We start from the raw sequence: 15,179 nt of genomic DNA, 5'->3' as shown, positions 1-15,179 counted from the left end.
CGCTATTCAACCTGGAGAGGATGATATTCCTCTTGCGTCATATTGAGATCTACCGCCAAATCCAAGAGTTCTTGCTCAAGTTGGCTCCAGACGAGTGCCTCCGCTTTCCGTATATCCAGGTTCTCACCGCTACGCATGCTGGTCAGCATCACCTCTGCGACCCGCTGGCGGAAATTGAAGAGCATCTTCTCCTGATAGCTTGAGTGCGGCATAATTTGCAGGCTAATCTGCTCTAGTGGATAAAACTCTTCATAGTCGAAGACCAGCGAGAGCAGTTCGGCATACTGCTCTATCAGCTTAAGTCGGGAAGGCAGAAAATAGTTGGGGACAGCGCTTGAGACCAGGAGGCATCCAGCCACCTTTGACTCGCGGTAGATGGGATAGGCAGCCGCGCTCTTCTCCAGTTGGTCCCAATGCACAGGGCGCACCCCCTGCTGCTCCTTCGAACGATTCTGCAACACACTGGATTGGCAGGTTCCTACTACATAGCCTGAAAGCGATTCCATACCCAGAAAAATAGCATGCGGCTCCAGATTTGCGGGCCAGGGCGAATTTCCAAACCCTATACGTTCACGCAGGCTACACACCTTGCCATTTTGAGACGGTGGCATACACTGAATAAGGATCACGGCCATGCCTTGCTTTTGTGAATCCAGTTGGTCAAGGGCGTGCCGTAGAATCAAGTTTGTGATACTCCAGGAGCGCTGTATGTGCGGCATAATAGTATATGTATTGAAAACCTGTGCATACAATGCTGAAGAAATAAGGTCCTGTTCCTCTCCTTGCTTACTCAATTCTAAGCCCAAAGAAAAATCGGGAAATTCGACTACAATGAGTTCTTGCAATTCGGCGCGATATTGCGGCAATACAGAAAGCAGGCGACGCAGGTGCTGGTAACGTGGATTCGAGGCATTGCCTGCCCAGCGCCCCAGGGTCACAACATTGACACCCAACAAACCCGCAATCCGCTGTCGCTCCTGCATATCTTGAATGATACTGCCAAGTAGTTCACGCCAAGAGGTATATTTCTCCACGTTCCTACCTTAATCAGAGCTTTTGTAGCTACATTTTTATCATTATATCTTTCAAAATAATAACAGTCTTCGCACTATTACGTCAATTGCTTGTGTTGCTTTTGCCGTTTTTTTAACAAAATTCTAATATGCGCTTGCTCGCATGAAGAAGAGAAAGATGTTGCATTTGCACTTTTGCATAAATGCAACATCTTTCGCTGAAAAAGTTGGCGTGTGTGTGCTTATGCAGTCTCGATAGAGGCGGCGCCCTGTAAACCTAGTTCAGCGATGGCCTGCTGGCGCATTAAGTACTTCTGAATTTTACCAGAGATGGTCATAGGGTAGGCATCGACAAACTTAATATAGCGCGGGATCTTGTAGTGCGCGATCTTTCCCAGGCAGAAGGCACGCAGATCTTCTTGACTGACGGACTCGCCCGGCTTTAGCTTAATCCAGGCCGCGATCTCTTCGCCATAGCGCTCATCGGGAACCCCAATGACCTGCACATCGCTGACCTGGGGATGGGTATACAAGAATTCCTCGATCTCACGGGGATAGATGTTCTCCCCTCCCCGAATGATCATATCTTTGATGCGCCCGACGATATTAATATAGCCCTCTTCATCCATCGTTGCCAGGTCACCTGTATGCATCCAGCGCGCCTGGTCAATGGCAGCCTGCGTCGCCTCGGGATTATCCCAGTAGCCCAGCATAACGCTATAGCCGCGCGTACACAATTCTCCTGGTATGCCCTGAGGCACGATCTGACCGCTTTCAGGATTGACAATCTTAATTTCGAGATGCGGATGAATCTGGCCCACTGTGGCGACGCGCTTCTCAAATGGCGAATCGAGCCTGCTCTGCACCGAAACGGGTGCCGTTTCTGTCATGCCGTAGCAGATCTCTACTTGTGACATATGCATGCGGTTAATCACGTTGCGCATGACTTCAATGGGGCAGGGAGAGCCAGCCATGACTCCGGTCCGCAGGCTAGCCAGGTCAAAGGTATGAAAATCTGGATGCTCCAATTCGGCGATAAACATGGTCGGCACACCATAAAGCGCAGTGCACTGCTCCTCTTGCACGGCCTGTAACACGGCCAGGGGATCAAAGCTTTCGGAGGGGTAGACCATAGTTGCGCCATGCGTCACGCAGCCCAGGTTGCCCATAACCATACCAAAGCAATGATAGAGCGGCACAGGAATACATAGTTTGTCTTCATGGGTAAAACTTTGCAGACGAGCTACAAAATAGCCATTATTGAGAATGTTGTGATGGCTCAGCGTCGCCCCCTTGGGGAATCCGGTCGTACCACTGGTATATTGCACATTGATCGGATCATCAAATTCAAGCGTGCGCTGACGAGCGTACAGCTGATCAATACCAACCTGCTCAGCTCGCTTGAGCAGCATCTCCCAACTGAACATTCCCTCAGTCGCGTCTTTTCCCATACAGATAACTACATGTAGCGCTGGTAACCGGGCTGATTGCAACGCTCCTGGCTCACAGCTCGCAAGCTCAGGGGCAAGCGCTGTAACCATTTCAGGATAGTTTGAACTCTTGAACGCGGGAGAAATAACCAGCGCGCTACAACCGGATTGCTTGAGCGCATACTCCAGTTCATGCAGGCGATAGGCTGGATTAATATTGACGAGGATAGCACCAATTTTGGCGGTTGCGAACTGGGTCACACACCATTCGGCACGGTTGAGCGACCAGATGCCGACGCGGTCTCCCTTTTCAATTCCCAGGCTCATCAGACCCTTGGCACAGCGCTCCACCTGCTCATGCAATTCGCGATATGTCCAGCGTATCTGCTGAGCACGCGCAATCAGCGCCAGGTGATCCGGATAGCTGGCAACTGTCTGGTCAAACATATCGCCAATGGTGAGCCCCAGGAGGGGAATATCACTGATGCCACTGGTATAACTCCACTTTTGCACTGCCTCCTCAGACGTTGCCTGGGGGGCTGCTGTCTTACTCTCCGTCATGGCTTGCTTGCTCCTCTTAATACAACCGTTACAGATCAGGATCTCACCTTCATGAGATAACTGCCAATGCTATATCTTCATCATATGTACAGAGAATTAGTAAAAAATCCTGAAAATTGCCATCTCTGTCCCTACAAGCCTTCTTGTCGCGATATTAGCTAAAGATTAACTCATGACGCATAAAAATACAACTCTACACAAAAGAGGGATGGGCAACGTTGCCCACCCCTCTTTTGTGTATCTCTTCCTAATGCGTGAGCGTCCAGGTGGCCAGGGTGTGTCGTGCTAAATTCTCTGAATTTTGACCGGTCGCTTCCTGATCAATAGAGATCGGCAGGATCACGGTAAAGGTGCTTCCCTGTCCGAGCGCGCTCTCTACATCCAGGCGCCCACTGTGTCGCTCTACAATTTTGCGCGCGATGTACAGGCCCAGACCCAGGCCAGTTTGCTCACCTGACTGCACCTCGATCCCTGGCGCGCGATAGAATTGCTCAAAGATATGCTGTTGCTCCTCCTGAGGAATGCCCACGCCCTGGTCCTCCACCTGGATCCACGCCTCATAGCCAACCTGCTGTAAACGTATTGTGATAGTGCTGGGGCTGACCGAATATTTGCGTGCGTTGGAGAGTAGGTTGATGAGGACCTGGCAGATACGCTCAGCATCAACCTCTGCTTCAACCGTTTCAGCAACGATCTCACTTGTGACGTCAGGTCCTGCGCCAGCTGTATATTCGCTCAGCACACGCTGGCAGAGTTGCACCAGGTTACAGTGTTTGCGATGAAGCACAAACATATTGGTATCCATCATGGAAGTATCCAGCAAGTCCTGTACCAGCACCTCGGTGCGGTCGATTGCGTGTGACATATCCTCCAACCCCTGCTTAAAGACCTGCTTGTTGACCTCTTCATCCAGTTGTTTGTAGAGGAACTGTGTCATCCCCTTCAAGCCTGAGAGAGGAGCCTTCAGCTCATGGGAGACGATACGGAGAAACTTATCTTTGAGTTCGTTGGCGTTCACCAGTTCACTGGTGCGTTTCTGCACCTGCCATTCAAGCGAGCGTGCATGGTGTGAGAGGGCAATATGCTGTTCAAGCACCTGGCGGCGCAATTGATAGGCTTGAATGGCACGTTGGAGTGCCGCGACAAAGGAGTCTCGATCAATTGGCTTGAGGATATAGTCATAGGCCCCACCACGCAGGGCGCGTATGGCCAGGTCATACTCGCCATGGCCTGTGATAAGCAGTGTGGGGGTCTCAGGGCGCAGCTCCTGAATACGCGCCAGGAGCTCCAGGCCATCCATCCCCGGCATCTTAATATCGCTTATAATAGCATCGTAATCATGCTCTCGAATCATAGCAAGGCCACGTTCGGCGGAATCGCATGTATCAACGTGAATATCGTCCATGCGCAGATACAGGGTTTGTGGCAAAGCGCGCAAGAGGGCGGTATCATCGTCAACGATGAGAATAGAAGGCGTTGTCATGTCTTTTGGCTCCTCCCAACCCCAGATTTTAAGGAAATTCGATAGAAGTTGCTTCTGGTACGACAGCACCAACCAGGATGGATTCAAGGCGAGAGTTTTCTCCCATACACCATAGTGAGTGATCTATTCTCATTCATCTGGCACTCCTCTTTCCCTTCCACACACAAAATACGACGAAAGTAGAGAGAAAAAGCAACTGCTAATAACTTTCTTAAAAACACTATTTAATCCGATTGGCACAATGGAAAGAGGGAGGAGAGAAACGCTACCACCAGGTGGGATCGCGAGCGTCCCATAGTACTTCCCTAGTACTCCTGGTATGTGCTGGTATCTCTGGAGAGAGCGGACAGAAGGGCAGAAGAAGCTCAACTGAGCGAGCGCTAGCTCATATTCCTTGCTCTTCAGGCAAAAACCTTAAATTCTACCCTCACGTATAGACATAACCATGCATATCTTTTGTATAATAATCCTTGGACTGTCATCGGATAGATACGTTACAACCAGTTAGCACGGAGGCGTACAATCAGTTGAACGTTGAGCATACTTTCTAGGAATTTTCCAGATAGCACACCGCCATGTTTTCCACATGTAGCCTTTTCTTGTGCTACCTATCTGGCTGTTTGAAACATAGCGCCTCCCACGTTACAATCATGTAAAAAAAAGAAACCAGGAGCCGTCATGAACACGGAACAGAAAAAGCGGTCGAAGGCCTCTGAGCTTGCTGACAGTAGCAGACCAGACGCCGCGATCATCGCGAACGAAGACAAGGACACCTTACTCAAGTATTACTATGAGATGGTGCTCATCCGCCGCTTCGAAGAGAAATCGGGCGAAATGTACAACAAAGCCCGTATTGGCGGTTATTGTCACCTGAATCTGGGCGAGGAAGCCACCGTCGTCGGCTTCTGCCACGGTCTTAGTCCAGAAGACTATATCTATGCCAACTATCGAGAGCATGGATATGCCCTCAGCCGTGGCATCTCCGCGAAGGCGGTTATGGCCGAGCTATTTGGAAAGTCTACAGGCATCACCAAGGGTCGTGGCGGTTCAATGCACCTTTTCGATATCAATAGTCGCTTTATGGGTGGCTATGGCATCGTGGGTGGGCAGGTGCCCCTGGCGGTGGGTGCCGCTTATGCCATCAAATATCGCGAGGGCAAGGAGGTCGTCGCGTGTCAGATGGGCGATGGCGCGACCAATGGTGGTCCCTTCTATGAGTCACTCAACCTGGCTAAGATTTACCAGTTGCCCGTTATCTTCTTCGTCGTCAATAACCAGTATGGCATGGGTACACGTGTGGAGGCTGGTTCAGCCGTCGCTGAACTGCATCGCAAAGGCAACGCCTTCGATATGAACAATATCCGCGTCGATGGCAACGATGTCCTCGCGGTACGCGACGCCATGCGTTCGGCCGTTAAGCTGGCGCGTGAGAAGAGCGAGCCTACCCTGATCGAGGCGGTCAGCTTCCGCTTCCGTGGGCACTCGGTTGTTGACCCTGACCGCTATCGCGACAGAGACGAGGTTCAGCGCTTGCGCGGTATCAATGATCCTATCGCCAAATATACTGCACGACTCAAGGATGCGGGTCTGCTAGATGACACCAGGATCAACGAGATTGCCGAGCAGGTTGAGCGGGAGGTTGAAGAGGCTGTTAACTTTGCGGAAGAGAGTCCCTTCCCCTCGCTGGATACGCTCTATGACTATATCTACGCTGATGACACAGCCGCTCACTAAGGTTCAGGGAAGGGATTGTATTCCATGGCAGAGATGACATTTAGACAGACTCTTCATGACACCTTGCGCGACGAAATGCTGCGCGACAAGGATGTCTTCTTACTTGGAGAAGAGATTGGAATCTTCGAAGGCTCCTACAAGATTACCGCGGGCCTGCTCAAAGAGTTTGGCTCCAAGCGCGTGCTCGATACACCTATCGCCGAGAATGGCTTCGTAGGTATGGCCGTTGGCGCCGCTATGCTTGGCCTGCGCCCGGTCGTCGAGATCATGACCATCAACTTTATCTTGCTCGCCATTGACGAGATCGTCAACCACGCAGCCAAGATTCACTATATGTTTGGCGGCCAGACGGCTGTGCCAATGGTCATTCGTACCCCCGGTGGTGGTGGTCAGCAGCTCTCGGCAACCCACTCCCAGAACCTGGAAGTCTGGTTCGCACATGTACCAGGCCTCAAAGTCGTCGCGCCTTCAACGCCTGAAGATGCGCGTGGCTTGCTACGCACCTCCATCCGCGACAACAACCCGGTCCTCTTCCTGGAGAACCTGGCGCTGTACAATACCAAAGGCAATGTTCCTGAGGGCGACTATACTGTCCCCTTCGGTAAGGCTCGCATCGCTAAAGAGGGGCATGATCTGACCGTCATCAGCTACTCACGCATGGCCTCCATCGCGCTTGAAGTCGCCACCCGCATGGAGCAGGAGAGCGGCCTGAGCATCGAGGTCATCGACCTGCGCTCACTGCGCCCCCTGGATACCGAAACCATTGTCAAATCGGTGCAGAAGACCAATCGCGCCGTTATCTTTGAGGAGGACTGGCGCACCTATGGCGTTGGAGCCGAAATCGCCGCCACGCTTCAGGAAGAGGCGTTCGACTACCTGGATGCTCCTGTCAAGCGTGTCGCCAGCATTGAGGTTCCCCTCCCCTATTCCAAACCACTCGAACTGGCCGCGCTCACAGGAGCGAAACAGTTGATCGAGGCCATCAACGAACTCGCACCTCGCCGCAAAAGGAGATAAGATACCATGCCCGACGTAAGCATGCCCCGACTCAGCGATACCATGCAGGAAGGTACCATTACCCGCTGGCTCAAAAAGCCCGGTGATGAGATCAAACGGGGCGATATCATCGCCGAAGTCGAGACCGACAAGGCCAATATGGAGATCGAGGCCTACGACAACGGCATTCTCGAACAAATTCTCACCAAGGAGGGCGAGGTTGCCCCCATCGGTCAAACTATCGCCGTCATCGGCACAGGCGCGGGTGCAAGCAAAGGCGCAACAACCAGCGTAGCCGCGAGTGCTGAGAGCAAAGTGGCTGCGAGCGCCAATGGGGCCAGCGCGCCTCAACAGGAAAGCAAACCTGAAGTCGTCGTGGCTTCAACTGTGTCTACCAGCGAGGTGTCTACTACGGCCGAGGGTCGCGTCAAAGCCTCTCCCCTGGCACGCCGCATCGCTGAAGAGCATGGTATTGACCTGGGTCAGATCAAGGGCACAGGTCCCAGCGGGCGCATCGTGCGTGATGACCTGGAGGATTACCTCTCCCAGCAGCGCGCGACGACCCCAGTGGCCTCGGCAGCGGCTCCTGCTCAGCCAACTCAGGCGGCTCCGCAATTCCAGGCGCCAGCCTTTGCCCAGGCAGCAATTCCTGAGGATTCTGAGGTCGTAACCATCTCGTCTGTACAGAAGAGGATCGCCAATCGCCTGCTTGAATCCAAGCAGTTTGTGCCCCACTTCTATGTCAGCAACGAGATTGATATGACCGATGCCCTGGCACTACGTCAGGTGCTCAATAGTGCGGCTGGCGAAGAGGGCACCAAGGTCAGCGTCAATGACCTGATCATTAAGGCCTGTGCCCTGGCGCTGGAGAAATTCCCTGATGTCAATGGCTCATATCGCGATGGACAGTTCATTCGCCATAAGCACATCAATATCGGCGTAGCTGTCGATGTGCCCAATGCCCTCGTCGTCCCCGTGATCAAGGATGCCAATATTAAGGGGGTACGCACAATCGCCCGCGAGGTGCGCGAGCTGATCCAGAAGGCACGCAACAATAAGCTCTCAGTCGCGGACCTGAGCGGTGGCACCTTCTCAATCTCGAACCTGGGTATGATGGATGTCAGCGGTTTCTCGGCGATTATCAATCCACCTGAAGCCGCGATCCTGGCTGTGGCCTCCACGCGCAAGACGTTTGTTCCCGTCGATGGGCAACCCGTCATTCGCGATATCATGCCACTCACACTCTCAGCCGATCATCGTATTCTCTACGGCGCAATGGTCGCACGCTTCCTCCAGGAAGTCAAACGGCTCTTGCAAAATCCCTATGCCCTGCTTGGCTAAGATCTTATTCCGAAACCCAACGTCACTTATGTGACTAGCGCTTCCCCCATTCGGGGACAAGCGCGCTCAGGGTGTTCGGAGAAAAAGTAATCTACAAAAAAAGAAGGTGCTGGCGCGTTGCCAGCGCCTTCTTTTTTTACTCTAACTCTATCACCAAAAATACTGCATAATGAGCGTTTCTATAGTGGAACGATGTTTTTAGTTGACAGGAGGTTTCACCTATGAAAGATGCAAATTTGTATCAACTTTTAATCGTCCTCTTGCCCATCGTTTTACCACCGCTCATCTCGGTGTCCAGCGTGCTCTACAAAAAGCTTATACAAAATCTGCCTGAGCAGCGTCGCTCGATGGTCGAGCAGGTCGTCAACTCCGTAGTTTCAGCTATCGAGCAGACCGCCAACGATGTGACGACCAGCGCGGATAAAAAGCAAGCGGCGGTGACCCTGGTGCAGCAAGTGCTTAAAGAGTTAGGTATACCGGCCTCGCCCACAACCATCTCGGTCATGATCGAGGCGGCAGTTTACACGTTAAACCAGGTGTCTACAACATCCACCCCGAGTAACAATGGCTCCGCACAGACATATAATGGACAGTTCTATGGTCAGAATACGTCCACCCCTCAATACGCGCAGGGGAGCTATGCTCCAGGATATCAACAGGTGCCCTAGCCCTCCATGATATTCATTGGCGCTCATGGTCAAGCGTGTAGGTTGGTTCTTGTCGGGCGAATGCCCGACAAGAACCAACCTACACGCTTGACCATGCATACAAAAGCGTCTAACCTTTTTTTGCCTGTAGCGTACTATATGGTATAAGCATCCTTGCATAATGAATAAAGAGGAAGACTTCATGGGCACACCATCAAATCAAGATCCTAATTCCTATGGGGGCTATAGTGGCTCTACGCCGCCTTCACAACCACCATATAACCCTGACGATCCCTATGGAGCAACATTACAATCATCGCCCTCTGGTGGCTATGAGCAAAGCTATGGAGGTCAGCAGCAGCAGCAACAACAACAGCAGCAGCAGCAGCAATATCAGAGTTCGACCTCCTACCAGCCACCCCGTAGCGCGGTTGAACGCCAGCAGGCTTATGGTCAAACATCGACAGGTATGAGCGCCCGCAAGGCCGCCATCTGGAGCTATGCATTGGGGCCCCTGAGCGGCATCTACTTTCTCTTTCGCGAGCGCCAGAATCGTTTTGTGCGCTTCTCAGCGGCTCAGTCCACGCTCTTCTCGCTGGCAGTCCTTGCATTCATTGTAATCCTCGGCCTGCTTAAGTCTCTCCCCGTTCTCGGCTTTATTATTGGACTTTTTGGGTGCGTGTTCAACATTGTCGTTGTGGCGCTGGTCCTCGTCTGGGTCTTTCTGATGCTTCAGGCATGGCGTGGAGTCAAATTCAAGATTCCCTATATTGGGGATTTTGCCGAGCGCCTCTCAGGCACACGCGGACAACCCTAACGCGCGACGACGCAACTAAAGTACGCGTCTACATATCATGGTTCGACATGATATGTAGACGCGTACTTTAGTTGCGTCGTGCCCGTCCTCTTGTCGCTCTCTACACTCAGACACAATAGTTGCGAAATGCCTCGGCGAAATGTAATACCGATGCAAAACGCTCTTCAGGCCGTTTGGCTAGCGCCTTGAGCAAGACCATATTTACTGATGTCGATAAAGCGGCGTTGTACGAGCTTGGGGGCTGAGGCGGCATGTTGAGATGCATATGCTTCATCGTCTGCTCAGCAGCTTTCTGGAAGGGGGGACGGCCCGTCAATAACTCATACATCATGGCGGCCAATCCATACTGATCCGAGGCAGGCAGGACCCGGCCCGACCAGCGCTCAGGAGCCACATAGAGATAGGCATCCTGAGAATGTGAGAAGAACGAGCCATCCTGTGTCACGGCAAAATCTCCGAGCAAGAGATGGAGGTCGCTCAGCGTCTTCCCTTTCTTTTGTATCAATAAATTGGAGAACTTAAAGTTCTGATAGATCACGTTATTCTCGTGTGCAAACTGTAAGGCCTCCGCCAGTTGCATAAGGACTGGGGCCACGTCGCGTGGTGTAAAGAGCTTATTCTTCCGCTCTCGTATCCACTCATTCAGCGGGCCTTCAGAACACAATGGCATGGTTTTGAAGATAAAAGGAACGCCACTGATATAAGACTTTCCCGTATTCAAAACCGGCAGGATGTGCGCGTGCTTCACCGATTCCAGCAAGCGAAATTCTAGTTGAAAGATATTATCCTCTTCCAATGTCCTGTCCATAAGCGCGTAGGGAATGGCATCGGTTGGATAGGCTTTCAGGGCAATATCGCTCTCACGCATACGATCATAAGTACGATACACATGTTTACTAAGCGGAATACTCACACGATAGCGCCCCAGTTCCTGACCTTCTAATGAGGGCAGTTGAAGTTCAGGAGCCCGTTTAGCAGGAGAGGGCGTTTGCTCACGTGGCCAGCCCGTATTCCCGGTTTTCAAGGCGGCATCGGTATTGGTTGGCAAGGCTGGATAGGATTGGGAAGGGAAATCACGCTGAGGAATCTGAGTTATTGGCGCTTCCCTGCCAGGTCCAGGTAGAGTAGAGGGTGACTGGTAGGGAGGCACTTGCCTCTCAGCGGGAGTCTGTGTCTTACGCTCATTGCCTTCCAACCAGGAGGTGCTAAAAGGCGAGAAAGGCCGAGAAATTGGTGCCTGCGGCGCAGGGGTCGTGGGTGTAGAGGCGGGAGCGTCTGGGTAGTTCAGAGGCGGTAATGTATAGGAAGGCGGGTTTGTTGTAGGCCGTGTATTCCTCTGCATACCCGTCTCCGGCCAGTTTAAAGAAGGCTTGTTAGTGGTAACATCACGTGCTTGAGAGAGCAAACGAATAATCACGACATGCTGCTGCTTCGTCTGGGTCAGAAGGCGTTGCAGAAAGAAGCGGTCATTTGTTTCTGCATGGCCAAGCACAACAGCAAATGGCAGGATGGTCCCCTGTAAAATAAGCGTAAAAGCATCTAAGGCACTGGTCGTCACCATTGACGGATACCCACTCGTTGCAAGAAGATGCTTGATGTAGCGTGAACGATTCTCATTCGGGTCAATAATGAGAACATGTTGTGGACGCATTGACATCCCGGTCGCGGTCTGTCCCTGCTTCTCAGCTTGCTGCAAAATATTCAAAAGCGGGACGCGAATGTACTCAGGTTGCTCAAACGAAAATGGTAGTTCATACCTGTCAACGTTCACCATAACACCAGCTCCTAAATCTGCGGTGACTCACAAAAAAACATGCTTTCCCCCATCCCTAGAGTACTACAAAATCCCCTCTATGAAAAGAGCTTTTATACGCTGTTTTAGCTATAAAATAACTAATTTTAATAATTTCTTTATACGCCAATGTAATAACCTATGCCCTCTGGTGTGGCTTCGCAAGAGCACTGAATATAGTTTCATTTACACTAATATCTAAAATTGCATCTTTTGTTAGCATATGTAATCACCAAAAACCGTTTTTGCTATACCATGCTATTCTTGTTTTTAACGAATCGGTACAGCCCAGCCATTTAAGGGATAGGAGGATACAAAATTTAAGAGGGATCAAAACTGTATCCGCTAAAAACGAACGCGGGCGCGTTCTATTTGTCAGGTAAACGATAGAGTAAGGGACCGGGGGATTGTTAAGAGGGCCTTACTCTATCGTAGCACCTTCTTAGCGCAGGCCCATCCAGACGGTTTTTGTTTGTGTATACGCGTCCAGGACCGCGTGCCCCATCTCTCGGCCATACCCACTTTGTTTATACCCTCCAAAGGGGGCTGCGGCATCGAACATGTTATAGGTATTAACCCAGACCACGCCCGCCTTCAGGGTCGATGCCATTTTGTGCGCGATCTTCACATCGCTTGTCCAGACACCTGCCGCCAGACCATATATGGAGGCGTTGGCACGCGCCGCCACCTCTTCAACGTTCTCAAAGGGGAGCGCCACCACTACGGGACCAAAAATCTCTTCGCGCGCGATACGCATCTCGTCCTGCACACCATCAAAAACGGTTGGACGCATAAAGTAGCCCGCCAGGTCCTGTGTGGCTACGCGCTCGCCACCGGTCACGACGCTGGCCCCCTCGTGCCTGCCGCTCTCGACATAGCCCAGCACGCGCTCCAACTGTTCCTGCGACACCAGCGGTCCCAGATCGCTTGCCGGATCGATACCCGCGCCTATCTTCATTTTCTGCGCATACTCGGCCAGGCCACTTACCACCTGCTCATAGACCGATTGATGCACAAAGAGACGGCTGCCAGCGGTGCAGACCTGGCCCTGGTTAAAGAAGATAGCGTTCATCGCTCCCCGCACGGCATATTTGAGATCGGCATCGGGGAAGATAATGTTCGGCGACTTGCCTCCCAACTCCAGCGTGACCTTCTTCAGGTTGCCCGCGCTCGCCTCGACAATCTTGCGGCCAACCTCGGTCGAACCTGTAAAGGCAATCTTATCGACATCGGGGTGCGCCGCCAGGGCCGCGCCAGCCGTTTCGCCAAAGCCGGGAACAATATTGACGGCACCATCGGGGAAGCCAGCCTCACAGATAAGCTCGCCCAGGCGCAGGGCCGTGAGTGGTGTCTGTTCCGCCGGTTTGAGCACAACCGTGTTGCCACAAGCCAGGGCAGGAGCAAGCTTCCAGGAGGCCATCTGGAGCGGGAAGTTCCAGGGGATAATCTGTCCCACCACGCCCAGGGGTTCGCGCAAGGTATAGGTAAACATATTGGGGATGGAGACTGGGATGGTCTCGCCCTCCAGTTTGGAGGCCCAGCCCGCGAAGTAGCGGAAGTGGTCGACTGTCAGGGGGACATCCCCACCCTTCGCGTATTTGATCGGCTTGCCGTTATCAAGCGTCTCCAACGCGGCGAACTCTTCGGCATGCGCCTCCAGCAGGTCGGCCAGCTTCCAGAGCAAGCGCCCCCGCTGCGAGGGCGTCATCTTCGGCCAGGGACCACTCTCGAAGGCTTTACGGGCCGCAACGACCGCGCGATTGATGTCTTCACTCTCCCCCTCGGCGACCTGCGCCAGTACCTCTGTCGTGGCTGGATTTATGGTGGCAAAGGTCTTGCCACTGGCGGACTCAACCCATTGTCCGCCAATGAGCATCTTCACTGGCTGCTGGCGCAGAAACGTACTCTGAACCGAAATTGCGGTGTTTGTCGTCATCAGTGTGAACCTCTCTGTTCCTCATGAATAATGATAAACATCCTATGTCAGACCATTAACAACATAACAATGAATCTCTAAGTTAGTTGCCCTTGTTGAGATACAGCGTAGGCGTGCTGAATAAGAGTATAAACACGCTTGCCAAATCCTGCAAAGCGCGCGTCCTGCGTCTGGCCTCGCTTCCAGCGAACATAGATTTGTTGCAAGATAACGGCCAGCTTAAAGTAGGCGAATGTCATATAGAAATGCATATCACTGAGATCACGACCACTCTTGCGCGCGTAGAGCTCAAGAAACTCATTTCGCTCATAGAAACCTGGCAGGACCGTCACTGTAGGAAGAATGCTGCGCAATTCGGGGGATCGCTCGGACGCACCCAGTAGCTGAGCGAGATGGCCAGGTCGAAGAGGGGATCGCCCAGCGTCGCCATCTCCCAGTCCAGAACCGCCACCGGGCGCGCCGGGTCATCCTCGGCGAAGAGCATGTTATTCAACTTGAAGTCGTTATGAATCAAGCTGGCAGTGGGACTGGTTGGGATGTGCGTACTGAGCCAGCGCAACAATGGCTCAACCTCGGGGATCTCGTCGGTCTGCGCGCGTTGATACCGCTCGACCCAGCTCTTGACCTGCCGTTCTAGAAAACCTAGCGGATAGCCAAAATGCTCCAGACCCGCCTGTTGCCAATCTATAGCGTGGATATCCACCAGCGTCTCCACAACCGCCCGCGAGAGACGTCGTCCCAGTTCCTCTGTGGCCTCGATACCAGAAGGCAGGGCGCTATCCAGGACGATCCCTTGCCTGCGCTCCATGACATAGAAAGGCGCACCCAGAATCGCCGGGTCGTCACAGAAGCAGTATGGTTTGGGAGCAAGAGGAAAGACAGGATGGATCTGGCGTAAGAGTCCAGACTCACGACCCATATCATGCGCTTTGGGTGGCACCGGTCCTAGAGGTGGGCGCCGCAAGACCCCCTCCCAGGTACCCATCTTCAGCAAGTACGTCAAATTGGAGGCCCCGGATGGAAACTGGCGTACCTCCAGTGATCCTTCAGGCTGAGCGCGCACCTCGGCTATCTGCGCGCGTAAATAGTCTTCTACTACGTGAGGATCAAAGGCCTCGCCGCTGCGTACAGCAATCGTATCCTTTTCTATATTCACACACAACCTCCCTGTAGCATTGCAATCTCCGCTTGCTTGTCCAAAGCCTCTTCGCTCCAGACAATCTATGCCATAGCATATCACACAAGCATGGCGGCCTGGCCTATACGCCGCCAATCGCCTCTTTTACATCGCCTTCATTCTGTTCAGCAAACGGACAGGCCAAATTTACACGTATAGGACCATTATCTTACATCTTCACCTGCCTCAGTAAAGATTTCTCAACCCTAAATGGTACTTTTCTATCTGTTTATTTAAAATGCATGGAATATC

At 52.5% G+C, this 15,179-nt stretch carries 10 protein-coding genes and 1 pseudogene; 5 read left to right on the top strand and 6 right to left on the bottom strand.

Translation table 11 applies throughout. From position 1 onward, the window contains the following. Positions 1-2: 2 nt before the first annotated feature. From KTE_RS17800 to KTE_RS17790, 3 genes are all read right to left on the bottom strand, one after another. Positions 3-1,034 (bottom strand): GAF domain-containing protein, encoded by a 1,032-nt coding sequence (locus KTE_RS17800; protein ID WP_201383131.1) that lies wholly within the window; start codon positions 1,032-1,034, stop codon positions 3-5. Positions 1,035-1,255: 221 nt separating this feature from the next. Next, positions 1,256-3,004, bottom strand: a complete 1,749-nt coding sequence (locus KTE_RS17795) for an AMP-binding protein (RefSeq protein WP_236600477.1) — start codon at positions 3,002-3,004, stop codon at positions 1,256-1,258. Between the two features lie 247 nt (positions 3,005-3,251). Further along, a complete protein-coding gene (locus KTE_RS17790; RefSeq protein ID WP_201383129.1) occupies positions 3,252-4,487 on the bottom strand; it encodes a hybrid sensor histidine kinase/response regulator in 1,236 nt (411 codons plus the stop codon). A gap of 678 nt (positions 4,488-5,165) precedes the next feature. Between KTE_RS17790 and pdhA the strand changes: the two genes are divergently transcribed. The 5 genes from pdhA to KTE_RS17765 all read left to right on the top strand — a co-directional run bounded on the left by pdhA (position 5,166) and on the right by KTE_RS17765 (position 10,022). After that, complete coding sequence (pdhA, locus tag KTE_RS17785) at positions 5,166-6,221, top strand: pyruvate dehydrogenase (acetyl-transferring) E1 component subunit alpha (protein WP_201383127.1); 1,056 nt, start codon at positions 5,166-5,168, stop codon at positions 6,219-6,221. A 24-nt stretch (positions 6,222-6,245) separates the two neighbouring features. Then, on the top strand, positions 6,246-7,238 hold the full coding sequence (locus tag KTE_RS17780; RefSeq protein ID WP_201383125.1) for an alpha-ketoacid dehydrogenase subunit beta: 993 nt from the start codon (positions 6,246-6,248) through the stop codon (positions 7,236-7,238). A gap of 6 nt (positions 7,239-7,244) precedes the next feature. Then, a complete protein-coding gene (locus tag KTE_RS17775) occupies positions 7,245-8,558 on the top strand; it encodes a dihydrolipoamide acetyltransferase family protein (protein WP_201383123.1) in 1,314 nt (437 codons plus the stop codon). A 221-nt stretch (positions 8,559-8,779) separates the two neighbouring features. Then, complete coding sequence (locus KTE_RS17770; RefSeq protein ID WP_201383121.1) at positions 8,780-9,226, top strand: phage holin, LLH family; 447 nt, start codon at positions 8,780-8,782, stop codon at positions 9,224-9,226. 181 nt (positions 9,227-9,407) lie between these two features. After that, positions 9,408-10,022, top strand: coding sequence for a DUF4870 domain-containing protein (locus tag KTE_RS17765; protein ID WP_201383119.1), 615 nt, complete (start codon positions 9,408-9,410; stop codon positions 10,020-10,022). 106 nt (positions 10,023-10,128) lie between these two features. On the opposite strand, the gene KTE_RS17760 is transcribed toward KTE_RS17765, so the two are convergent. The 3 genes and pseudogenes from KTE_RS17760 to KTE_RS17745 all read right to left on the bottom strand — a co-directional run bounded on the left by KTE_RS17760 (position 10,129) and on the right by KTE_RS17745 (position 14,906). After that, positions 10,129-11,796 carry a serine/threonine-protein kinase gene (locus KTE_RS17760; RefSeq protein WP_201383117.1) on the bottom strand — a complete coding sequence of 556 codons (1,668 nt, stop codon included), beginning with the start codon at positions 11,794-11,796 and terminating at the stop codon, positions 10,129-10,131. Positions 11,797-12,256: 460 nt separating this feature from the next. Then, positions 12,257-13,750, bottom strand: a complete 1,494-nt coding sequence (locus tag KTE_RS17755; RefSeq protein ID WP_201383115.1) for an aldehyde dehydrogenase family protein — start codon at positions 13,748-13,750, stop codon at positions 12,257-12,259. 77 nt (positions 13,751-13,827) lie between these two features. Further along, positions 13,828-14,906 (bottom strand): annotated as a pseudogene (locus KTE_RS17745) (phosphotransferase family protein). Positions 14,907-15,179 lie beyond the last annotated feature (273 nt).

Origin of the sequence: Ktedonobacter sp. SOSP1-85, assembly GCF_016587415.1 — a bacterium.
GTDB lineage: Bacteria > Chloroflexota > Ktedonobacteria > Ktedonobacterales > Ktedonobacteraceae > Ktedonobacter.
This window is presented reverse-complemented; position numbering and strand designations above follow the sequence as displayed.

What these genes read in the sequence shown, in the direction of transcription:
- KTE_RS17795 (WP_236600477.1), bottom strand. Translation starts at nt 3,004, where the DNA reads ATGACGGAGAGTAAGACAGCAGCCCCCCAGGCAACGTCTGAGGAGGCA.
- KTE_RS17790 (WP_201383129.1), bottom strand. Translation starts at nt 4,487, where the DNA reads ATGACAACGCCTTCTATTCTCATCGTTGACGATGATACCGCCCTCTTG.
- pdhA (WP_201383127.1), top strand. Translation starts at nt 5,166, where the DNA reads ATGAACACGGAACAGAAAAAGCGGTCGAAGGCCTCTGAGCTTGCTGAC.
- KTE_RS17780 (WP_201383125.1), top strand. Translation starts at nt 6,246, where the DNA reads ATGGCAGAGATGACATTTAGACAGACTCTTCATGACACCTTGCGCGAC.
- KTE_RS17775 (WP_201383123.1), top strand. Translation starts at nt 7,245, where the DNA reads ATGCCCGACGTAAGCATGCCCCGACTCAGCGATACCATGCAGGAAGGT.
- KTE_RS17770 (WP_201383121.1), top strand. Translation starts at nt 8,780, where the DNA reads ATGAAAGATGCAAATTTGTATCAACTTTTAATCGTCCTCTTGCCCATC.
- KTE_RS17765 (WP_201383119.1), top strand. Translation starts at nt 9,408, where the DNA reads ATGGGCACACCATCAAATCAAGATCCTAATTCCTATGGGGGCTATAGT.
- KTE_RS17760 (WP_201383117.1), bottom strand. Translation starts at nt 11,796, where the DNA reads ATGGTGAACGTTGACAGGTATGAACTACCATTTTCGTTTGAGCAACCT.
- KTE_RS17755 (WP_201383115.1), bottom strand. Translation starts at nt 13,750, where the DNA reads ATGACGACAAACACCGCAATTTCGGTTCAGAGTACGTTTCTGCGCCAG.